The sequence below is a fragment of the Vibrio glycogenivorans genome, from assembly GCF_051660965.1.
Taxonomy (GTDB): domain Bacteria; phylum Pseudomonadota; class Gammaproteobacteria; order Enterobacterales; family Vibrionaceae; genus Vibrio.
The window spans coordinates 448,761-470,838 of sequence record NZ_JBPVIS010000003.1 but is presented as its reverse complement, the minus strand read 5'-3'; the positions used below and the strand labels follow the sequence as shown (position 1 = coordinate 470,838).

Here is a 22,078-nt window from a genome sequence, read left to right as displayed (position 1 = left end):
AGATTGTTTTAAAGTCCTAAAGCAATCGACAGGACACTGAAAGTAGTCAGCTGCACCCTGTGACAGTGTAACATGGCTTATTGTATTGAAAATTAAATGGAGTAAAGATGGACCTGCATTTTAGAGTCGCCAAGAGCAGTGATCTACCGGAGTTAGTAGATTTGTTGGCAAACGATATATTGGGTAAGCAAAGAGAAGATAACTCTCGTCCACTTAGTTCAGGTTACTATCAGGCGTTTGAAGCGATTGCCCGAGATGATAATAATCAACTGTTACTTGCCGAGGTAGGCTCCAGTTTGGTGGGGATGGTGCAAATCACCTTTATCCCATACCTTACCCACAAGGGGACCTGGCGAGCCTTGCTTGAAGGAGTGAGGGTGCATGAAGATTACCGAGGCCGTCAAATCGGTGAGCAACTTATCCAACATGCGCTGCAACTAGCTAAGAATAAGGGGTGTGGAATGGTGCAACTGACATCAGATAAAAGCCGACCTAAAGCAATTGCTTTTTATGAAAAGCTCGGATTTATCGCGAGCCATGAGGGGCTCAAACTCGCGCTATAAAGGTTCGAGGTTCGGGGACGGGCGTTGCCCTTCGGGGGGCGGGTAATTTGACACTCACGGTAGATTACTCGCTCCTCGGAACGAAGTGTAACCCGCCCCTCGAAACTAAAAAAAGGCTTGCACATGTGCAAGCCTTTTTAAAATCATAGATTGATTTGATTAGAAACCTAGCGGGATACCAAAAGTGAAGAAGGTAACCAGTAGTGCTGTCCATGCAGTCATAAAGGCAACTGAATATGGCACCATCATAGTGATCACATCACCAAAGCTTAGCTCAGGCTTGTACTTACGCATGAAGGCTAGGATAACGCCAGCGTAAGTCATCATTGGTGTGATGATGTTGGTTGATGAGTCAGCAACGCGGTAAGCAGCGGCTACGATATCAGGTGTCATGTCAGGGTTTACTTGGTACAGCATAGGTACGAAGATAGGACCTAGAAGCATCCACTTAGCCGTTAGGCCACCTACGAATAGGTTGATTACCGCAGTAACAATGATAAAGCCAAAGATCAGTAGGATAGGGAAGTTCTGCAGGCCTAGCATCTCAAGGAAGCTTGCACCTAGGAACGTCACGTAGGTACCCAGACCTGAGTAGCTCATTAGTGCTAGGAAGTTGTGACAGAAGAACGTCAGTACTAGGACATAACCTAGGGTGTTCATCTGTTTAACCATTGAGTTTACAACGTCTTGCACTTTCTTGAACTTGCCTGTCGCAAAGCCGAAGAATGAGCCGACAATCACAAACGTCATCGCAATCAAAATGATGATGTTGTTTAGGTAAGGTGTCACTTCACGACCAGCGTCATTGACGTAAGTCGCTAGTGGACCATTTGCTAGGCCAACGATGGCAGCAATCGCAACGATTAGACCAATACCTGCTGCTTTCAGGCCACGGTTTTCTTGCTCAGATACAGAGAAGTCATCTAGGTTGATCTCTTCAGGAACTTGGTAGTCCATTTTCTCAAGGCGAGGCGCGACAAACTTAGCCGTTACCCATGCACCGATACCTGCAAGCAAGAAGGTTGAAGCAAGGATAAAGTAGTAGTGCATGGTCGCTGGGTTTAGCGCACGGCCGTCTCCAGATTCAAATGGGACACCCTGAGCTTCAGCAAAAATTTGTGCGTTTACACCGATAACAACGTCTACCGGAGTCGCTGGAAGAAGGTTTGCACTGAAGCCTGCCGATACACCAGCAAAGGCTGCTGCCATACCAATCAGAGGGTTTTTACCTAGACCTGCGTATAGGATACCTGCAAGAGGGATCAATACTAGGTAGCCTGCATCGGTCGCAATAGAACTCATGATACCCATGAATACCATCAGGATCGGTAGGTACTTGTGGTTGATGCGTAGACCAACTTTTTTGATCACTGCAGACAGAAGGCCAGAGTTTTCAGCAACGCCAACACCTAGCATAGTGATCAAAATCACACCGAGAACGCCGCCACCAAAGCCAAGCCAGTTGGCAAGAATCGCATTATCAAACAACCAACGGAAGTGCTCTGTGTCTGTCATGCTCTTGATGGTGTATTGAACCATACCGCCATCTGCGCCAAGAGCTTCAAACTCTAGACCACCGATCACTGCTGTCAGCACTAGACAGAACGCAAACAGAGACATAAAGATGATCACGGGATCAGGGATTTTTTTTCCAGCTCTTTCAATAAAGCCAATCACGCCCGAACTGCTAGGCTGTGGTTGTGCTTGAACATCACTCACTTGGTTATTCCTTCATATGAGATTAACAGATTTGCGCAACTTAGCAGGAAATAGTGTACTAGTAAAATAGTACGGGATGATATCTGGTTAGGTTTTGTGCTGCCGCTTATCGATATAACACTCAATTTATGAGGGCTAAACCCGTCTTAGATAGTGATAATGACTGGTCATGTGGCTTTTATTGGTTCATTTCACTTTATTTTAATAATTTTCTGGACGTTATGGTCTTGTGTTTCTTAGTAAGTGAAATGTTATATTGCCAACTGCAGTTGTTAACGTTTGGTGTCCTGCTATTTCAGGTGTTTTCGCGGGGCATAGTACAGACGCATGTTAGATGGTTGCAAAATTGGGAACGTTTTTGATCAATATGGACTTGTAGTGCAAAATATAGGATTACTATCTCAAATGCAGGATAATTACCTAATTATATGATTTGTAGATACTAATTGGTGTGACAGGTAAAACAAGCTGTGGCGCATAAAGGATGATTCACACTGTAAATCTACCCAAACGATGAATTGACATGAATAGGGTGTGATCTGAGTCATGGTCCTTAGGTAATCGATGATCGAAGTGATCAGCTTCGAAATATCGACCGTTCACTTTCCTCATACTTGGAAATTTGACGCTATAGTGAGTTTAGATTTGGGCACTGGATGGTCATTATGAACACGGAAAACCTATTCTCACACATACCAGAGGCAGCAGAAAATGAGCTTTTTGAAGACATAGTAAAAGGTGCACAGGTAAGAATTGAACGAATCGTATCGTTTGGTCAAAGCTCTCCTGCGAGTGGTTGGTATGACCAAGAGCAAAATGAGTGGGTGGTAGTATTGAGGGGGTGTGGTGTGCTCGAGTTTGTCGATGGAAGGATCGTTCACTTGAACGTTGGCGACCACATTAATATTCCAGCACGGCAAAAACACAAAGTGCTAGCGACCTCACTCGAAGAGCCGACCGTTTGGCTTGCGGTCTTTTATTGAGTAGCGCATATTATACCCAAGTAACCTCAGGATACAGTTTCAGTTGGACAGGGAAAGAAATATACATGGCAAAAATTACCGTTGAGGGTTATATCGTTGTGCCGATGGAACAGTTGGCCGAGATAGAACAAGCACTACAGCAGCATATTGAGTTAACGCGACGTGAGCCAGGCTGCACAGTGTTTCGTGTAACAGTGAACGCACAACAGCCTAATCGATTTGATGTCTATGAAGAGTTTGCTGATAAGGAAGCGTTTGCTCTTCATCAAGTCCGCTCAAAAAGTTCTTATTGGGGTCAGGTCAGCAAAGAGGTGGAACGTTATTACCAGATCACCGAGTTGGCGAAAGTAAAAGCATCTTTATAACCATCAAGGAAAGAGCGACGAGTAATTTAACCTGTACGTGCGATTACTCGTCGTTTGGAACGAAGTCAAACTCGTCCCTCTCTTGTGACATATTAACGTCTATAGTGTTCGCGTAACGCGAGTGAGGTAGAAATAGTCATCTAGCGCGTATTTTGAGCAGTCACAACCAATTCCAGATTGCTTAATGCCGACGTGAGGTAAGTCAATACCATATTTCACACCATTGATCTGAACTTCACCAAACTCTAACTTGTCGGCTATGGCATCTGCTTTAGTGATATCAGTGGTGAAAATATAAGAAGCCAAGCCAGTATCCGTGCTGTTGGCGATAGCGACAATGTCATCTTGAGCATCAAAGTCGATAATACTGATCACTGGGCCGAAGATCTCTTCGTTGTAGATCTCCATGCTTGTGTTGACATCACACAGCACGGTTGGCGGGTAGAAAGCGCCTACTTCTTGAGTATCGTACGTCCCGCCTCTCAACAGCGTCGAACCAGCCTCTACTGCTTGCTCAACCAGTTGATGTATTCTGCTGCGCGAATCCTTGTCGATTACAGGCCCCATTGTCGCGTCGGATGCGATACCAAAGCCCAATCTCACCTTATCAGCGCGCTCAAGCACTTTATCGATGAAGGCTTGCTTGACAGATTTCGCCACCAATACACGGTTTGGCGCAACACAGATTTGACCACTATTGTGATACTTAAGACCACAGAGTGTATCAGCGGCCAAATCGAGATCCGCATCTTCTAAGACAATGAATGGTGTATTGCCGCCTAACTCCATGGAGTAGCGTTTAATCGAGGTAGCACCTGCCTGCATCACTTTGACACCGGTATTAATTGAACCGATTAAGGTCAGCATCTGGGGGATTTTTGACGACGACAAAAAATTGCCAACCTCCATATCATCACCGGCAATAACGTTGACCGCGCCTGCAGGCAAACCAATCTCATGACAGAGGGCGCCGACTAAGTAAGCAGAAAGCGGCGCTTTAAGACTTGGTTTCAGGATGACAGGACAGCCTGAAGCCATTGCAGGTCCTAGTTTAAAGCCAAGGTTAAGTAGCGGGAAGTTCCAAGAAAGGTAGGCTACCACGACACCAACCGGTAGATAACGCAGTTGATGACGACACGTGTCGTCCTTACCTAATAGTGCTGGGGGCGCATATCGAGTAACCTCCTCGGCATAGAACTCAAGGCTATCAATCAAAGATTGGTAATCTTCCTCAGTCGCAGCCCAAGGCTTACCGGTTTCTAAATGAACCGCAGAGCGCAGTGCATTTTCATTGTTGATACACGCTTCGCGTAACTTATGCATCCAAGTAACGCGCTCAGCGATGGTACTCTTGCCCCAAGTCGACTCGGCTGCTTTCGCCGCATTCAGCGTCTGCAAAGCAACATCTTGGTTAGCGATAGATATTTCTTCGACAACCTGGTCGGTTGCTGGGTTTTCGACCGAGAATTTGAGGTCTGTCTCAATTAATTTTCCGTTAATATACATCTATGAATAATTCCTACGTTTCTATTCTTACTAACTCAAACCTTCAGAAATAAATTCGCACAATTGATTTACTAATTTGGCAGTAAGTCGGGGTTATCTGCATTTATTCGCCAACTAAAAAATAACATGTCATGGCTTGAGGTGAGTAGAGTATGTACGACAAATCCCAGAATATGGGAACCGATTCCGCTCAGATGGAAATGTCGGTGTGATCACATTAATATTAGCCAAAATAACCAACGATAAAGCTATCCTAACAGGCCTTAAAAAGCGACTGAGTCACTGTAACCTGTGTAGCTTAGTAATTTGCTAAAAGTTGTCCGTTAAGTAAGCCAAATACTTACTTTAGCTGGTTAGTAATTAATCGAATTACTCATTGTTCGTGTTGAATTTAAGTAGTTCGTACAAAAGATAAAGAGAAGTTTATGAAGATCGTTGACATTATTCCACACGCAATATCAGTACCACTAGATAAGCCTTTTTACTTTTCTCAAGGCTGGGTGAAGGCACGCAGCTCACTTATCGTTGAGGTTGTCACTGACGAAGGGATCATCGGTTGGGGCGAAAGCTTATGTCATGGCCTACAATCCCCCCTGATCTCTGCCGCAATCATTGACAGTGTGCTTAAGCCAATGCTCATTGGACGTGATGTGTTTGACGTCGAGGTCTTGTGGGAAGAGATGTACAACCGCACAAGACCTTATGGTCAAGCGGGTGCGACGGTTAATGCGATCAGTGGCATCGATATCGGCCTGTGGGACGCGATGGGTAAAGCCTTGGGCAAACCTATTCATAAGCTGATTGGCGGTGCTTACCGCACCGAAGTACAACCATATGCGACCGGATTCTACCGTGTAGCAGATGGTCAATATCCCCATGACTTGATTGATGAAGCCCAAAGATACGTTGATGCGGGCCTGAGTGCGATGAAGCTTAAGATTGGCTTTGATCTCGACAGTGATATAGAGCTGATCCATCAAGTCAGAGAGGCTGTGGGTGAGGGTGTGGATATTATGGCCGATGCCAACGCCGCCTATAGTGTTGGTGGTGCGCGTCGACTAATTAAAGAGACCGAATCGTGTAACCTCTACTTCTTAGAAGAACTATTAGCACCTGAAGATTTACAGGGCTATAAACAGCTAAGAAACCTGTCCAAAACACAAATTGCAGCGGGCGAGCAGATTTTTGGTAAGCATGGTTACCAACCTTGGCTTGCTCAAGGCGCCCTCGATATTATCCAACCAGACTTATGTTCTTCTGGCGGGATCACAGAATGTAAAAAAATAGCGGCCTTGGCCCAAGCAACAAATACACGGTTTATTCCACATGTGTGGGGTTCAGGTATTGGTATTGCCGCTTCACTTCAGTTTATTGCCTCAATTCCAGCCACACCATTATCGCTGAATCCAATTGAGCCAATGCTTGAGTTTGATCAATCATCGCATCCATTTAGAACGGATTTAATATTTGATGGAATTAAACTAAATAACGGTAAAGTACAAATTTCAAATAAGCCGGGCATTGGTGTAGAGGTGAATACTGAAGTTATTAGCAAATACAAAATTAATTAGTTTTAGAATATCTATTTCGGAGACAGATATGGTAGCTGAGCATCGTGGTGTCTCCTGGTTAATTATTGACTGGGGGACAACCAATTTTAGAGCTTTCGCCATGAGCAGTGACGGCAAAGAAATAAGTCGTATCGAGCATAAGCTTGGCTTGCTAACGGTGAAGCAGGGGGAATTTGCACAAAAGTTAGAAGAAGTGCTGTCCAGTTGGTTAGGTGATTATCAACATCTACCAGTATTTATGGCTGGTATGGTGGGCTCGCAACAGGGTTGGCATGACGTCCCTTATGTGAATACACCGGTGAAAACGCGAGGCATTTTGGAGCATTGTCACACATTCTCGCTGCCATGGGGTGCTCAGGCCAGTATCTGTCCGGGTGTACGTCACCAGCATAATTATGGTCAGTTTGATGTCATGCGTGGGGAGGAGATTCAACTTATCGGTGCTCAATCATTACTGGGTAAAGAGAATTTCCATGCGGTGCTCCCTGGTACACATAGCAAATATGTCAAAGTAGAGCGAGGTGCAATCGCATCATTTTCGACCTATATGACCGGTGAAATGTTCTCTGTTCTTTCCAAGCACACCATTTTGGGCAAAGACCTTGGGACGACCGATCTGCCGCACAACACTGAGGTGTTTCTGAAAGGGGTTGAGGAAAGTAGCGTTGATAGCCTGACTAAGCAGTTGTTTATGGCCAGAACCCATCGCCTGTTTAACCAGATAGATACGCAACACGTACTTGATTACTTATCAGGATTGCTGATTGGTCACGAGATCAAATCGATTATCGCTGAGATGATTTCATCTCGTAGAGAGCAGCTCAATATTATTGGCAGCCACCAACTGAGTAAAAAATATGAAATGGCACTCAACTCATTGGGACTAATTTCACAGGTACTCGATGGTGAGTCATGTTTTATCGAAGGGATGAAAGAGCTTCAAAGGGAGAAGGTAAATGAACAAGTCGGAGTCGTTTGATATACAACAGCACTTGCCACTGATTGCGATTATTCGTGGTGTGTGCCCTAGCAACGTTCTAGAGATCGCGAACGCCTTACTAGAAGAGGGCTTTAGCCTGATTGAAGTGCCTTTAAATAGCCCTAACGCATTAGAAAGTATCCAATTATTAGTAGATGAGTTGGGTGAGAAAGCGGTAGTAGGAGCAGGTACAGTTACCACGCTAGATGACGCACGAGCGGTCATAGAAACCGGTGCCAAATTGATCGTGACACCGAATGTAAATGTGGATGTGATCAGATTAGCCGCTGAAAACGACTGCTACGTATTCCCAGGTGTTGTGACGCCTTCAGAGGCATTCAGCGCAGTGAATAATGGTGCAACTGGGATTAAGCTTTTCCCCGCTGATGTTGTTGGTCTGTCTGGTTATAAAGCGCTTAAATCGGTATTGCCTAAGGGCACCGTGTGTATTCCCGTAGGTGGTGTAAAGGCGACGACGGATTCAATGCGGCCTTGGCTTGAGGCTGGTGTGAGCGGATTTGGTTTGGGGGCCGCGCTCTACACGCCAGAATTAAGCACTGAGCAAGTCAGAGAGAACGCACGTCAATTTGTGCAAACTTATACAAGTTTAGCTTAAGCTTCGTTTGTATTAGAATAAAAAAAATCACCAAGTATGGTGATTTTTTTTATTCTATATTAGTGTGTTTTTTTAGTTTAAACTATCAGAGATACGCTGGCTGTATTTCTGCAATACCGGAATGAGATTAACCATTCTGTCATCTGGCATGTAAGGTTTAATACTGGTGACAGAAATAGCAGCGATAATATTGCCATATTTGTTACGAATTGGCACAGCGACGCATCGGACCAACTCTTCATTATCTTCTAGGTCATAGCTGTAATCGCGCTTTGAGTATTCATTCATGCGTTGCAGCATGTGAGGTAGGTCGATATTGTCGTGTTTCTTGATCAGTCTACGCCACTCCATCTGTGGCATATCAATCATCAGGGATTTTCCTATCCCAGTAGCAGCAAGGGGTAGTCGGTCACCAATGCGAGAGCGCAGCTCAATAGGGCGCTGTCCAGAGATCTTATCCAGGTAAAAAATATGGTCCTCATCTTTGATCCCAAGGTGAACCGTGTCTTTAGTCTGTTCAGCAAGCTCTGAAAGAATCGGGTGGGCAACCTCTTTCAGCGGCATGTCTTTTTGCGCCTTGTTGCCCAATTGGATCATCTTGGTACCGAGTACCAGTCCAATTCCTTTTACTTCTCGAAGGTATCTTGCTTCGATAAGTCCTTGAAGGATCCGATGTACCGTTGATTTAGGTAGAGAGGTAGCTTCACAAATCGCTTTGAGTTGTCGGTGTCCATCCGCGACAGCATCAACCACGTCGATTGCCTTATTGAGAGCTTGATTTCCATTGTTACTAGACATTTGCTACTCCTGTCTATTGGCTTATGATTATTTTGATTAATGATAGGGTTAAGTTTCTGATAAATTGAGCGATTTCCTTGCTCTTTATTGGTATAGTTCGTTTCAACGTTTCGGATAAATTATTGGTTTTTATTTTCATCATCATAAGTCGAAGAGAAAATAAACCCTCAATCCACAAGGCTCTTTCGGTAGTCGGCTAATTGATTAAGATCCGTTGGAATAGGTTTACGGCTACTTTTATCCAGTATTCCTTGGTCCTTTAACTTACTACAATAGCGGATTACTGTACTGATGTCGGTGCCACTATACTCACCAATCTCTCGATAGGTCCACGGATAATCTGGGTACATATCGAACACATGGTAGATAGAGTCCAAGATACGCTTCTTGGCGTTAAATGCATTAAACTGCATCAAGCGTTTTTCAGCCTCGCCTAATTCAAAGCATACCTCTCTCATTAGATAATTTGCTAATTCAGGCGAAAGGTTATCGAGTTCACTAAAGCTTTTGACATTGGAGAATGCGACTGTGCTGTCAATCATAGCTCTTGCCGTTGCAGGGTATTTTTGCTGAGTAAAAAGCGAGCGGTAACCAAAATACGAACCCGGTCCATAAATTCTCAACAGAGATTCACGGCCATTCTCAGAGACTTGATATAAACCAATCAACCCTTTTTCAACGTAATACAGCCCATTGGCTGGAGTACCACTTTGATAGATGATCTCCTTTTTAGATAGTTGAAAAAAGTTAATATTTGCTGCGAGTTGATTTTTTATGTCAATCATTGTCTTAAAGCCATAAATAAAATTAAATCAAAGTTAGTTTACAGTAACATTAGTTACCCAGATATGGTCATCACCATAAACTTTGAAGTCAAAACTGATCTAAAGTCACATAAAGTGATAACGTTTACAATATGCTGTTCTGAATTGGAGGAAATAGCAGTGGATATAGCTCAGTTTGTTTCACAAATGTTAACTACTGATGTGTTAATGCTCAAAATTGCACTTGGTAGTTTATTTGGTCTTTGCCTTGGCCTGACAGGAGTCGGTGGTGGTGTATTGCTAATTCCAATGCTGCAACTGTTTTGTGGTATGCCGACAGTATTAGCGGTCGGTACGGCAAGTCTGATTTCTGCGATGGTAAAAATTAACGCTTCGATTGTGCATGTGAAAGCGAAGAATGTCTCTTGGCGTCAAGTCGGTTTGCTGTTTATTGGCGCAGTACCAATCACCATTTTGGTCACTCAGGTCGTGGTGTATTTTAATCAACACCCCGTCCATGCGGATCTAACCCAATCGCTTATCTCTGCGCTTGTGATTATCGTGATGGTGGGTTCATTGTTGTCGGTACTGATGAATATTAAGCCTAAAGCCAAGTCACGTGACTTGTCAGAAGAAAAGCCTGTTCGTGGGTACAAAGCGTTGGTTTCAGGGATGTTTTGTGGATCGGTGTTAGGGTCAACAGGGGTTGGTGGAGGTGTACTCTTGCTGCCTGTACTCAATAATGTACTGCGATTAGACATTAAAAAATCAATCGGTTCGTCTGTGGTGCTTGCCCTGTTTTTATCATCAGTCGCTGCTATTGGTTATGCCAAGGGTGGACAAGCCGATACGATAACCGCTGTTTGGTTCGTCATAGGCTCATTTGTTGGGGTGCCTGCGGCTGCCTGGTTGATGAAGCGCCTGTCAGACAAGGTCCTTTACTTGATTACCGTCAGTGTGATCTCTGTGAGTTTAGTTATGTATCTTTCAGCATTCTGATCAATTGTAATTAACCAAAGACGGCCAAGTCAGAGTGATAGTAGAGTAAGGTGGTCGTTTATATAGCAGCGGCTATAAGTTGAATGATAAAGTCTCTTTTCCACTATATGGGAACCGCTTCCTAAACAGATAGTGATGTTATCAAGATCACAAATTTATTTGGTTTAATCATGCATAATATTTATGTGCAATAAATGAAATTAAATTATTTGGTGTGTTTCTGGGCGAAAAATATTGCGAATACTAGTTCGTGAAAATACTAGTGGAATGCTCTCTAGCGAAGTTACTTTAATTTGTTTTATTATTGATTCTCACACGAATTTCTAGGCCTGAAATGTTTGTTGGTTGATTGAAAAGGCAGTGATTTTTATTGTTGCTCTTATAATGACCGTTTGGTCACTTTTGATTGTATTTAACTAGATTAATGCTTTCCAAGAAACACTAACGATAATACGGTTTATTCATTATTTTTCTGGCTAGCCATAGAAAGCAAAACATAGCTTGTTTGGCTTCTACGAGCATAAGTTTCCCTAGTGAGAAACTGGGTACAATGATGTTTCATGTTCCTTAACTTTGCAGTTTTGTGCAGACCACCCTGAGTTTTATAGGGTGGTTTTTTTTATTTGTAATAGGGCGTTGATCTGTCAAAAATGAAGATATCCGAGCGTTATCTCAACAGCATGTATATAAAGTAACAACCGGCAAGAAGCGCCACGATCAGTGATAGAATTTGTTTAACAACAATGTCCTTAATCCCGACTTTTATCTGTGCCTCGCTGATTGATTGGCAGCGGCGATGCGAATAAACTGAGCTGATTATTGCAAACACCATGGTTGCACTGCCAAGTTGCGACAGGTGATGGACATGGCTACTACTCAGGAGTTTGAAGAAGATAAGCCCTATTCCAAAGAGAACCAATTGAGTTCGCAGCCAGGCCAATGATGTGCGTTCAGGCTGCAGTCCGGGATCTTTTGCGTCTATACCCTTGCTCATAAACAGACACCTTTGCTCATAACGCGACAGCTAAAATCACGGCGAGAGAGAGAATTAATACTACCACGCTGACGACTTTTAGAAAGCCAGTGTATTTGATTGGGGCTTCTCTTCGCATCGCATCCTCATTACTTGCCCAACGAAGATACGCAAAGCTTGCAAGCCCTGCAGAGCAAAAGCACAGAAAGTAGCAGATAAGCACTCTGACTTGTGGGTTAGCGAGGTCTGGGGTGAGTTGGTCGATACCGATAGCAGCCGCGAGAAGGGCCAGAGAGGTGCGAATCCAAGCGAGGTAAGTACGTTCATTAGCGAGCGAAAAGCGATAGTCAGGGGCTTTCCCTTGATGTCTCCAGCGACGATGACGTTTTGGTCTTTTCATTAAGCAATCCCTTAGTTGGTGCTAGCAGCATGACAAAGAGAGTCGAAAATGAGCCATTGGAGACGCGCTCACGGTCGATGTGATTCGAGCGAAAGACTGCTAAGCATTCCTTGAGTAAAAAAAAGCACGCGGACACCATGTAAACATGGCAAGCCTGCGTGCTTATTAGGTTAATAGATTGGTTAATTAACTACAACGGAAGTGGTCGCAGTGAAGCCACCATTCTTAGTTTTCACTGTTATCGTCGCATTGCCCTTGCCTTTTGCAGAAACTTGACCTTGTGCGTTGACGATAGCAACAGAGGGGTTGCTAGACTGGTACGTCACACTGATGTTACTCGCATTGCTAGGAATCACATTAGCTAATACCGTCTTGGTCTCGCCAACCTTCATGCTCAGGCTGCTAGGAGAGGTGGTTACGCCAGTCACAGGTACCCATCCCGTATTGCTCTCGACAACGGTGATGACGCTGCTATCCGTGTAGGCACCATCATTAGTCGTTACAGATACGACAGTGGAGCCTTTTTTCTTTGCCGTGATCATACCGCTGCTATTTACACTGGCAATATCGGAGTCGTCAGAATAGTAATAGACACTCTTATTGCTCGCGTTGTAGGGACTGATCTTGGCCGAGAGTTGCACGCTCTCATTGACTTTTAACGTTGCTGAAGCGGGTGAAAGCTCGACACCCGTTACCGCGACATCGCCGCCACCGCCATTGCCTTCGCCACTGATAAGGATTGGTTCAATTGGGCCTTGTGCGTAGATCACCGAGCCATTCGATGAATTAAACACTGGGGCTAGCGCGTAGAAGTGTCCGCTAGGCAGCTGGCTTGATGGAGTGACCCCAGACAGGTTGATGCTAAGCGTGGTTTTACCCGCGTACTTGTTGTCGTCTTTGGTGGTGTTTGGATCATTCGCGCTGCGTACGACTTGAACAAGCCCTGAGCTATTTTTCTCAATCAGGTTGAGGGTGACGCCGTTGTATTGACCCGACTTAACGTAGTAATCACTGCCGCCGTGGTAGTTAACCACAACGTCCATTGGTTGGTTGGTTGGGAACTCGGTGTTAACGTAACGGTCTTCATCGTCAATCCATACCGATGGTAGGGCCTTCCAGGTTTTCACGTAGTCAACCTTCATACGTGCTTTCTCTGGGAAACCTTCTGAGATGATGTTGTCAGGGTTTGGATCGGCACGCTGACAGTCAGGGTTATACTTAATCAGGTGACGGCGCAGGCCTTGTGAGAAGGTTACGCGCATTGGACGATGCCACCATTTATTTGGCTTGGAGCCGACCTCAACGCCATCAACATACCATGTGATTCGATCTGGGCGGTTTTCCACGGCATAGGTGTGGTAATCCAATCGAGGATCAAAAGGTGCGCGATAGTGAAGCAGCTGTGCTTCAGGGTTTGGCTTCGGACGTTTCCATACAATTTGGCCGTTTTCTTCTACGCGAGCGTGCAGGTTGTGGTCCATATCGTATTGGTCGTCAAAGTCGGTTGGGCTACGCCAATCGGCTTGTTGCAGCTCAACGATATCAATTTCGCTGTAGTCGACGTATTGCTTGGTTGGGTCATTGCGATCATCGAATGGGTGATCGTCACTGTAGAGCCAGAATGCAGGGCTCAGTCCAGGGAACATCTCAACACCCTTGATTTTGGCTTCATAGAATCCGTAGACGCCTTTAGCGATTGAGTGAACCGCGCCCGATTTGTAGTAGAGCTCGCGGTCGACGAACTGTGGTGGGCCTCCTGCCACGCCATCCCAACAGCTGTCAGCAAAACGACGTGTGTGAGTTTCCTGGGTGGTTTCTATGACGAGTTTGCCATCTTGAACGTAAGCATTAGCAGGATCAAAAGTCCACGCACCCACGTTCAGGCTTGCTGGTGCATTTTGCCATTTCGCTGGATTAATTGAGCCGGAAGTAAAGTCGTCACTCCTGTCGCCTAACTCCTGCCAGCGAACTTCACCGGCATGAAAGCCGGTAGGACGGATCACACTGGCATGGGCGGTGGTAACGGCGAGCGCCAGGGTCGATAGTATTAAATATTGTGTTTTCATAGAGGTCCTGAGGGTAAGTTATTTTTCAAAACTAAGTTATATTTTATTTAATGCTTCGATTAATTAATCCATTGGGATTCTAATTTGAGAATTTAAATAGGTGTGTGATATCCGTCACGATAGATATCCCTGTGTCTAAAGTCCCGTGACATGGGAAGTCGCGGTGAATTGTAAGTTAATTTCACTAAGAGGGTTTAAAATTGTTGACTGGTTTATATAATGCTCAATAGTGAATTTACTGGCGGCAGCTTTACTGGACGAGATACTATTTAAACTTGTTTGCTAGATGAATAATTGGGTATTCCATAATGTGGGAATTTACTTCCACTTTCGAAGAAAGCCGAGTGAGATACGAGAAATAATTAACAAGTAGGGTATTATTTTCTGGAATCTAATGGAATAAGGTCGAGTGATGATTGTAAATAGTATGTACGTAGATGGCAGGGCATATGATAGTGGTGAAACGACTGCTGTTTATTCCCCTGCCACAGATGAAGTGCTAGCCAATGTCCAGGCTGCGACTTTGGAAACCGCACAAATTGCCCTAGAGAGTGCCAAAGAGGCGCAGATTAGTTGGGGTAAAGCCAGTGTTAAATCTCGCATTGAATGGATGAATAAGCTCAGACAAGCTTGTATCGACCATGAAGAGCAGTTGCGCATGTGTGTGCACTTGGAAACCGGCAAGACCTGGGAAGGGACGCAAGAAGATTACCAACTGTTGATCGACAGCTTGGAGTTTTATGCTCAAGAGATCACTCGTTTTCAACCGGATCAACTGGTCGACCCTGATGGGCAATGTGTTCACACATTACGTCATAAACCGGTTGGCGTTGTGGTCGCCTACTTATCATGGAACTTCCCGTTGCTTAATCTAGGCTATAAGCTAGGTCCAGCCATGGCCAGTGGTTGCCCGATTATTCTCAAACCTTCCATTCAATCGCCTTTGTCAGCTTATTTGGTGGGGGATTTATGCCGCCAAGTCGGTTTGCCTAAAGGGGCGGTTACCATCATTTCTGGTGGTGATAGAGACGTGAGTGATCTGCTCACTAAGTCGAAAGTGCCAGCAATGATCACCTTGATAGGCTCCATCCCTACTGGGGTGAAGATTATGGCCACGGGCGCAACCAACATAAAACGTTACTCGATGGAGCTTGGTGGGAACACGCCGTTTATCGTATTTAACGATGCTGATCTAGACAAAGCCGCCGATATTTTGACCGCACTTAAATATGGCAATAGTGGTCAAATCTGTGTTGCACCCAACCGCGTGTTTGTTGAATCTCAAGTCCATGATGAGTTCTTGGCAAAAGTACTAGAGCGAACCGCTAAAGTTAAACTTGGTTTCGGTCGAGATACCGACGCGACTATGGGGCCGTTGATCAACAAGAAAGCCAGAGCCGGAATTCACAATTTGGTCATGAGCGCGGTTGAACAAGGAGCAACCTTGCACGCTGGGGGAGAGCTGATTGATAGTGATGTCGGTGCATTCTACCCGCCAACTGTAGTAACCGGTGTCCATGACATGATGGAAATTTACCGCGAAGAGTTGTTTGGCCCTGTTATTAGCATGATCCGCTTTGAGGGAGAGGATTATGTGACTGATATGGCCAATGACACAGATACTGGCTTAGCGTCTTACGTGTTCACCCAAGATCATGCCAAGGCCAAGCGCGTGTCTGAGAACCTCGAATTTGGTGAGGTTCAAATCAACGGCGTTAAATACGCAATCGAACTACCGCACGTAGGCATCAAACAGTCAGGTATTGGCTGTGACTGCTCTAAGTATGCATTGAACGACTATCTGTATCTGACCCGCGAAACCCATTCATTATAATAATTTAAATTCTCCATACTACACCAGCACTTGGCCTCACGCTTCTCTCTAGCGTGAGGCCGTTTTTTAGGTTCGAGGTGTGAGTTACACTTCGTTCCAGGGAGCGGGTTACACTTCGTTCCGAGGTGCGAGGAGTACAGAGTAGAGATTAAAACCTTATTTCAATAAGGGCCTAATTATCCCCTGTTCTATTACATACTCCTGCTATGGTTGTATCTATATAAAAATAACTTTAAGGCTGCTTTGGGCAATAGTTTGTCTTTGGTCATTTGTGTGGTGAGCAATAGATCTTACTCAAGGGAATGAATCAACTCGTTAATAAGATTTAACTACCAACTCCATGTGTCTATTCGGTATAGAGTGCAATTAGATAAATGCAGCACATTAATTTGGTATATTAGGTAACCAAGCATACCTAAAGAGACGCCCCCAATATATTACACGCGCTTTAATACTCGCATCTCGGAACGCAGTGTAACTCACACAAAAAAGGCAGTATCCCTAAAGAGACACCCTTAATATATTACACGCTCCTTAATACTCGCTCCCCGGAACGAAGTGTAACCCGCACCTCGGAACGAAGTGTAACTCAGACAAAAAAGGCCACCCAAGCGGGTGGCCGAACTTTATAAGATGAAATTTAGTCAATTACCACAGCGCGTAATGGTTGAAGATGCCTAGGTCGCATTCGATGTGTTTTTGGAATAGCTGGGCTTTGAGGCGATCACAGATTGCGCGGATGACTGGATCTTTCGTTACCGCGAGGTTAACGCGCTCTTTTAGGTCAACTCGGTGGTCATACAGCTCTTCTTCAGCGGTATCTAGGTAATAGGTGTAGCGATAGTTTTGATCGAACAGTGAGATATTACGGTTCTGCTCGCGAGCGGTGTAGCAGGTGACCATTGGGGTGTTGTCTTCTGCTTTGTCACCAAAAATATCGATACCTTGAACGTAGCTAGGGACTTCCACACCAACTAGCGATAGCAACGTTGGTACTACGTCGGCATTACTCATTGGCGTTGCACACTTCTCTGGTAGAGTCATGTCTTTGGCTGGCTTAAGGACGAATGGAAGATGAAGTAGGTTGTTGAACGCCACGTCATACTTACAGATCATGTCTAGATCGCCAAGGAAGTCACCGTGATCTGAGGTGAAGACGATGATAGTGTCATCGTAGATACCCAGCTCTTTGGTTTTTTCGATGATCTTGCCCACCGACTTATCGATAAGCTTAACCGAAGCCGCTGTGTAGCGATAAGCCTTGGCCAAATCTTCTTTCTCAGCCGAAAAGTTTTCCATTGCCTGCTCGACGGCATCAGGCTTCTTACCAACCAGTTCATCACGCTGAGTAAACTCTGGCAGCGGGATGTCATGGAACTCAGCTGCAAGCGACTCCGGTGGCGTGAAAGGGTGGTGCGGATCTGGGTAGCCAACAAAGATAAAGTTTGGCTGATCGCTGTCTTTTTGCTGCTCTAGGTGCTCACAGACCTCATCGGCAAGCCACATGGTGTTGTGGAGCTCTTCAGGCAGTTTTGAAGCATAGATATCGTTGGCGATCGAGCCCTCTTTAGTGTTGATATCCTCCCCTGGGAACACTTGCTCGACATAGTTAGGGTGGTTTTTGTGTAACCAACGACCGTAATGACCACGGTTGTAACCACACGGCGCTTCACCGTGACCTAGGATGAGTTTCTTCTTAGCGAAGCCGTAGTATGGGCTTTCATCGTGCTCTGTCTCTTCTTCATCCCACTTTGAGTAGGAGTCATAGAAATCGTAAGAGCGGTCAGCAAGCATTGGCTCTAGGTGCATTTTACCAAACAGCGCTGTGTGGTAGCCCTGCTCTGTGAGTAGGTCGGCGATGGTCGGGATCTTATCCATGACGTCGACACCAAATAGGCGTTGGCTGATGACGTTATTTTTATCTTCACAGCCGTTATCACGGCGCCATAGAGGGATGCCGTTTGATGAAACGCCGTGGCCAGGAACATAAAGGCCAGTCATCAAGCTTGCGCGTGATGGCATACAGGCGGAGTTGGTTGAGATATGGCGGCTGAAGTTACAACCCTCTTTAGCTAGTTGGTCGATATTGGTGGTTTGTGCGTGACTGTTTCCATTACAACCTAAGCTATCAAAACGCTGTTGGTCAGTATGGAGGATGATAATGTTTTTCTTCATGGAATATCCTAATTTGAGATTGGCCCACCTTACCCCGAGGCGGTAAAATGGGCCCAAGATTAATTACTTAGCTTGTGCAGGGGAGAGGTCAGCAAGCTCACCCTTAACCAGGATGGATTCGATCTCTTCAATCGATTTGTTCTTAGTTTCAGGCAAGATGAATAGCACCAACAGAATACCGATTGAGCTACAGATGGCGTACATCAAGAACGTATTGGCTGCGCCGAACGTCGTTAGCTGCCATGGGAAGAAGCGCTGAACAAAGAAGGCTGCCAAACTTGCTACCAGGCCAAAGCACGGGATAGCGATAGAGCGTACCAAGTTCGGTGTGATTTCCGAGAACACCACCCACATCATTGGACCAATCGAGAAGAAGAACGCGGCCTTGAAGACGAAGATAGCGGTCACTATCATCCAAGGGTTAAGCTGAATGAAGGCATTGATAAATGCACCTTCGTTTAGCGTCATTTCTTGGTCAGAGTAAAGTGGACGAATCGCATCTTTAAAATCACGGTCACTAGTAAAGGTTTGACCTTCTAGTGATTGTAGTGGTGCAGTGTCAACACGGCTTTCCAGGCTAACGATCTTCTCAGAAGAGATGTGGTAATTTGCGCTGCTAAAGCCGTACCAGATAGTTAGGTGACTTAGAGCGATAGTTAGCAAGCCAATGAGTAGTAGTGTACGACGACCCGCTTTATCAACCAGCTTCATCGCAATCATCGCGAAGAAGATACTGATAAGACCAAGCAGCGTGGTTTGGAAGAAGGCGTTGTTTTCACCCAGGCCAACTTGCTCAAAAATCATTGGTGAGTAGTAAGATACCGCGCCCATGCCACTGAATGATTGCACTAGCGCTAGACCAATACCGATGGTTAGGATAGTTTTCATGCGTGGCGAGAATAGGATCTTAAGCTGAGCACCCAGTGGGATACTGTGGTCAGTTTTCGCTAGGTTCTCTTCAATTTCAGCAACAACCGCGTTGACTTCATTTTCAGGAGTGACCTTACGGATAACCGCAACCGCTTCTTCTTTGTAGCCTTTTTTCATCAACCAACGTGGTGATTCAGGCAGCTTAAGTAGCGTTAGTGTCCATAGGATTACGACTGGAATCTCAGAAGCGAACATGGTGCGCCATACATTCTCAGTTGAGAATAGGAAAGACTGCTCGTCGAGTACCAGTACACAGCCGTAGTTAATTAGGTAAGCAACGAAGAAACCGATACCCATCATAACTTGGTTAGACGCTACAAACTTACCGCGCATTTTACTTGGCGCAAGCTCACCAATATACATCGAGGCGATACTCAGACAGCAGAAGGCCATACCACCAAGCATACGAGCTAGCACAAGAACGGTGTAGTTATTAGCTATTGTTGATGCAATCGCAGAGACTAAATAAAAGCCAGCGATAACTAGCATCATTTTTTTGCGGCCTAGTTTATCAACTAAACTACCGCTGAATAAAAGTGCAATAATAGCACCGAAGGCTGGGGCACTGACGACAGTACCAATTTGAAGGTCAGTGAGTGCAAACTCTGCTTTAATAAACTTTACTGTTCCAGAAATGATTCCAGCATCAACGCCAAAAACAAATCCACTCAAAACAATAATAGCCATGTAGTATACGAGGTTTCTATTATGTGTCATTTTGGTTAAATCCCTATAGTTATAAGCTTCACAACCTTAAATCGTATATTAAACGTACGAATTAAACGTTGGTGATTTGATTCGAATATGCAATCTTTCGTCCCATTTAAATTAACATAATCGAATGTTTGCATAGTGGACATAGATCACGCAGCAAGAGTATGGATCGTGATTCCCAGAGAATGGGAATGTGGCAAAAACATGGAATTAGCCATAAACGTGCCTCTAAATTGAGTAAAATAGCGGCAAATCAAGCAACTAGCTTAGGGCCATAGCGGTGTGTTGGTCCGTTTTGGTGTAAATAGTATTAAATTAATACCAAACAGATGTCGTTGAGATATCGAATCTGATGTGGCAGCTGATTTGATGAGAGCAATAGTCGAGGTTATTTTACCGTATGCAATGACATATTTAGTGTGCGTAGGCCTTATACACTTGTATTATTAACAAGTATGATTCACAAATTATTAGCGTGTGAGTTAAAAATAGTATGCTGTTCTAAAAATAAAAAACCGCCTTGGGAAAGGCGGTTTTTCTCTGTTAAGAATTGACAAGTTCTACTAACTCATCTTCAACTCCTGATAATAGGGGTTACATGAACACTTCGAAGTAAGTACCGAAAGTAAAGCCGTCGTTGACGCCCAGTTTAGCACCATTACGCGCAATTTCAGTATCTAGGCCACCGTAAGAGGCATAGAAGTGGACAATCGGTCTCGCAAACATGAAGTCTGCTAGAGAAACGTTTTGCGATACCGTGATCTTCCACGATGAGTTGGTGCCGTAGTCGCCAGAAATGTCACCTCGGTTATCAAATAAGTCGATAGTATCGTAGGCTGCTTCTATCCATGTACTGTGGTGTTTGTTGTAGTAGTAGCCACCACGAAGTACGCCCTGATACCATTTTTCGCGCTTACCTTCACCAGCGACAAGGCCAGCATTGTTTGAGTTGTTGTTGTTCTCATGGCTAAAGGCATACATCATAGAGAACTTATCGGTGATTTTTTCGTGACCATAAAGGAAGATGCCCAATGAGCCGCCGTCGTCTGAAGGTCCACGGTGCATAACGATATTTTCTTTCACACCGTCACCGTAACGAACGAAGAATTTGGTCCAGTTGCCTTTGCGGTTCCAGTTATACATTGCGCCCAACTGGTAAGAATCTTCCTGGCTGACTTCGTTACCGTTGAATTCACGATCACGTCCATCACTGAAGCCATAGTTGGCATAGAAATCAAGAGTATGCGTGTTACCCTCGCCTAACCTGATGCCATTTAGTGAGGTTAAAAGTGCGTAGCGACCATTACTGTCGGCGCGATTGAACTCTTGGCCATTGTTTCTAATGCCGGAAATCACTTCAACGTTGGCTTTACCAAAGCCGAGGTCAAAGTTTTTGATGCCACCGCCAACACCATCGTTGAGAAGAGGCTTGTAGTTATTGAGCAGCATTTGAACACGCTGAGCATAGCGTTGACCTGCCCAGACTTCGGCAGTTGGATTGCTCTTGATAACATTACTTCCGCCTGCCCACATTTGGGCGGTTCTCCAAGGGTCGGCATTGTAGTTATCGGTGGCCATAAATAATGCGCGCCAGTTGCTATCATTACGTGACCATTTTTTTTCAAAGCCAAGCTCATGGCCCATACCTTGGTTAGCAAGGTGGCCGGTCAGTGCATATTGTGAGCCCGCTGACTTAATGGTGTTAATACCGTTCATATATGAGAAGTTTTGATATCTCTCGCCAGTTGAATACCCCATACCGTAACGCGCATAGCCTGTTAGGCGAAATGAATCATCTGCGTGAGCTTCAAAAGATTGATAGGGGAGTGTTGCCAATGTAAGTAAAGAGACTGCTAATGTTTTTCGCATGACTTAATCCTTGTCATTTAATTGTTTCGTTTTCATTCGATTATTCTCACCTTAGTGGAGGGCCATTGACGAAAGACTGCTTAATTTTGTTAATTCAGATTGCGGATGTAATAATATGTAAAAGTATTTGTCTGGCTCAAGGACATGGATATTGTAATTAGCATCTTCCCATATGTTGGGACGTTAGTTCACAAACCTATTTTAAGAGAATTAGATCACAAAATTATTTTTAAAAGGCATGCTAGACTTTGTAG

The 22,078-nt window shown here is 44.8% G+C and carries 18 protein-coding genes; 8 read left to right on the top strand and 10 right to left on the bottom strand.

Going from position 1 to position 22,078, the window contains the following annotated elements:
- Positions 1-107: 107 nt before the first annotated feature.
- The gene (locus tag ACSTTG_RS10125) at positions 108-563 is read left to right on the top strand and encodes a GNAT family N-acetyltransferase (protein WP_438458514.1); all 456 of its coding nucleotides are present in this window, start codon (positions 108-110) and stop codon (positions 561-563) included.
- Between the two features lie 159 nt (positions 564-722).
- Here the strand turns inward: ACSTTG_RS10125 and ACSTTG_RS10120 are convergent, their stop codons facing one another.
- On the bottom strand, positions 723-2,282 hold the full coding sequence (locus tag ACSTTG_RS10120; RefSeq protein ID WP_438458516.1) for an AbgT family transporter: 1,560 nt from the start codon (positions 2,280-2,282) through the stop codon (positions 723-725).
- A gap of 665 nt (positions 2,283-2,947) precedes the next feature.
- On the opposite strand from ACSTTG_RS10120, the gene ACSTTG_RS10115 reads away from it, so the two are divergent.
- On the top strand, positions 2,948-3,265 hold the full coding sequence (locus tag ACSTTG_RS10115; RefSeq protein ID WP_438474712.1) for a cupin domain-containing protein: 318 nt from the start codon (positions 2,948-2,950) through the stop codon (positions 3,263-3,265).
- A 65-nt stretch (positions 3,266-3,330) separates the two neighbouring features.
- Positions 3,331-3,630, top strand: a complete 300-nt coding sequence (locus ACSTTG_RS10110; RefSeq protein ID WP_438458518.1) for a putative quinol monooxygenase — start codon at positions 3,331-3,333, stop codon at positions 3,628-3,630.
- Positions 3,631-3,729: 99 nt separating this feature from the next.
- On the opposite strand, the gene ACSTTG_RS10105 is transcribed toward ACSTTG_RS10110, so the two are convergent.
- Entirely contained in the window at positions 3,730-5,136 is a 1,407-nt protein-coding gene (locus ACSTTG_RS10105) for an aldehyde dehydrogenase family protein (RefSeq protein WP_438474711.1), read from the bottom strand.
- Positions 5,137-5,561: 425 nt separating this feature from the next.
- On the opposite strand from ACSTTG_RS10105, the gene ACSTTG_RS10100 reads away from it, so the two are divergent.
- From ACSTTG_RS10100 to ACSTTG_RS10090, 3 genes are read left to right on the top strand one after another with little or no spacing between them, the layout of a single operon-like run.
- The gene (locus tag ACSTTG_RS10100; RefSeq protein ID WP_438458520.1) at positions 5,562-6,707 is read left to right on the top strand and encodes a mandelate racemase/muconate lactonizing enzyme family protein; all 1,146 of its coding nucleotides are present in this window, start codon (positions 5,562-5,564) and stop codon (positions 6,705-6,707) included.
- 28 nt (positions 6,708-6,735) lie between these two features.
- Complete coding sequence (locus ACSTTG_RS10095) at positions 6,736-7,686, top strand: 2-dehydro-3-deoxygalactonokinase (RefSeq protein ID WP_438474710.1); 951 nt, start codon at positions 6,736-6,738, stop codon at positions 7,684-7,686.
- A complete protein-coding gene (locus ACSTTG_RS10090; protein ID WP_438458522.1) occupies positions 7,664-8,302 on the top strand; it encodes a 2-dehydro-3-deoxy-6-phosphogalactonate aldolase in 639 nt (212 codons plus the stop codon). Before ACSTTG_RS10095 ends, ACSTTG_RS10090 begins: the two co-directional genes overlap by 23 nt.
- Positions 8,303-8,374: 72 nt before the next feature.
- Here ACSTTG_RS10090 and ACSTTG_RS10085 read toward each other — a convergent pair whose 3' ends face one another.
- A complete protein-coding gene (locus tag ACSTTG_RS10085) occupies positions 8,375-9,100 on the bottom strand; it encodes an IclR family transcriptional regulator (RefSeq protein WP_438458523.1) in 726 nt (241 codons plus the stop codon).
- 167 nt (positions 9,101-9,267) lie between these two features.
- A complete protein-coding gene (locus ACSTTG_RS10080; protein ID WP_438458524.1) occupies positions 9,268-9,885 on the bottom strand; it encodes a Crp/Fnr family transcriptional regulator in 618 nt (205 codons plus the stop codon).
- 207 nt (positions 9,886-10,092) lie between these two features.
- Here ACSTTG_RS10080 and ACSTTG_RS10075 point away from each other — a divergent pair, with 207 nt between their 5' ends.
- Complete coding sequence (locus ACSTTG_RS10075) at positions 10,093-10,863, top strand: sulfite exporter TauE/SafE family protein (RefSeq protein ID WP_438474709.1); 771 nt, start codon at positions 10,093-10,095, stop codon at positions 10,861-10,863.
- A gap of 667 nt (positions 10,864-11,530) precedes the next feature.
- Here ACSTTG_RS10075 and ACSTTG_RS10070 read toward each other — a convergent pair.
- The 3 genes from ACSTTG_RS10070 to ACSTTG_RS10060 form a co-directional block, all read right to left on the bottom strand.
- Positions 11,531-11,857: a DUF202 domain-containing protein gene (locus ACSTTG_RS10070; RefSeq protein ID WP_438458526.1), complete on the bottom strand. Its 327-nt coding sequence runs from the start codon at positions 11,855-11,857 to the stop codon at positions 11,531-11,533.
- A 16-nt stretch (positions 11,858-11,873) separates the two neighbouring features.
- Positions 11,874-12,236, bottom strand: a complete 363-nt coding sequence (locus ACSTTG_RS10065; protein ID WP_438458527.1) for a YidH family protein — start codon at positions 12,234-12,236, stop codon at positions 11,874-11,876.
- A gap of 182 nt (positions 12,237-12,418) precedes the next feature.
- Positions 12,419-14,302 carry an Ig-like domain-containing protein gene (locus tag ACSTTG_RS10060; protein ID WP_438474708.1) on the bottom strand — a complete coding sequence of 628 codons (1,884 nt, stop codon included), beginning with the start codon at positions 14,300-14,302 and terminating at the stop codon, positions 12,419-12,421.
- A gap of 412 nt (positions 14,303-14,714) precedes the next feature.
- Between ACSTTG_RS10060 and ACSTTG_RS10055 the strand changes: the two genes are divergently transcribed.
- Positions 14,715-16,136 carry an aldehyde dehydrogenase family protein gene (locus ACSTTG_RS10055; protein ID WP_438474707.1) on the top strand — a complete coding sequence of 474 codons (1,422 nt, stop codon included), beginning with the start codon at positions 14,715-14,717 and terminating at the stop codon, positions 16,134-16,136.
- 648 nt (positions 16,137-16,784) lie between these two features.
- On the opposite strand, the gene ACSTTG_RS10050 is transcribed toward ACSTTG_RS10055, so the two are convergent.
- The 3 genes from ACSTTG_RS10050 to ACSTTG_RS10040 all read right to left on the bottom strand — a co-directional run bounded on the left by ACSTTG_RS10050 (position 16,785) and on the right by ACSTTG_RS10040 (position 21,824).
- On the bottom strand, positions 16,785-18,311 hold the full coding sequence (locus ACSTTG_RS10050) for a sulfatase family protein (RefSeq protein ID WP_438458530.1): 1,527 nt from the start codon (positions 18,309-18,311) through the stop codon (positions 16,785-16,787).
- Between the two features lie 63 nt (positions 18,312-18,374).
- Complete coding sequence (locus ACSTTG_RS10045; RefSeq protein ID WP_438458531.1) at positions 18,375-19,958, bottom strand: MFS transporter; 1,584 nt, start codon at positions 19,956-19,958, stop codon at positions 18,375-18,377.
- A 591-nt stretch (positions 19,959-20,549) separates the two neighbouring features.
- Entirely contained in the window at positions 20,550-21,824 is a 1,275-nt protein-coding gene (locus ACSTTG_RS10040) for a carbohydrate porin (protein WP_438474706.1), read from the bottom strand.
- Between the last annotated feature and the right edge of the window lie 254 nt (positions 21,825-22,078).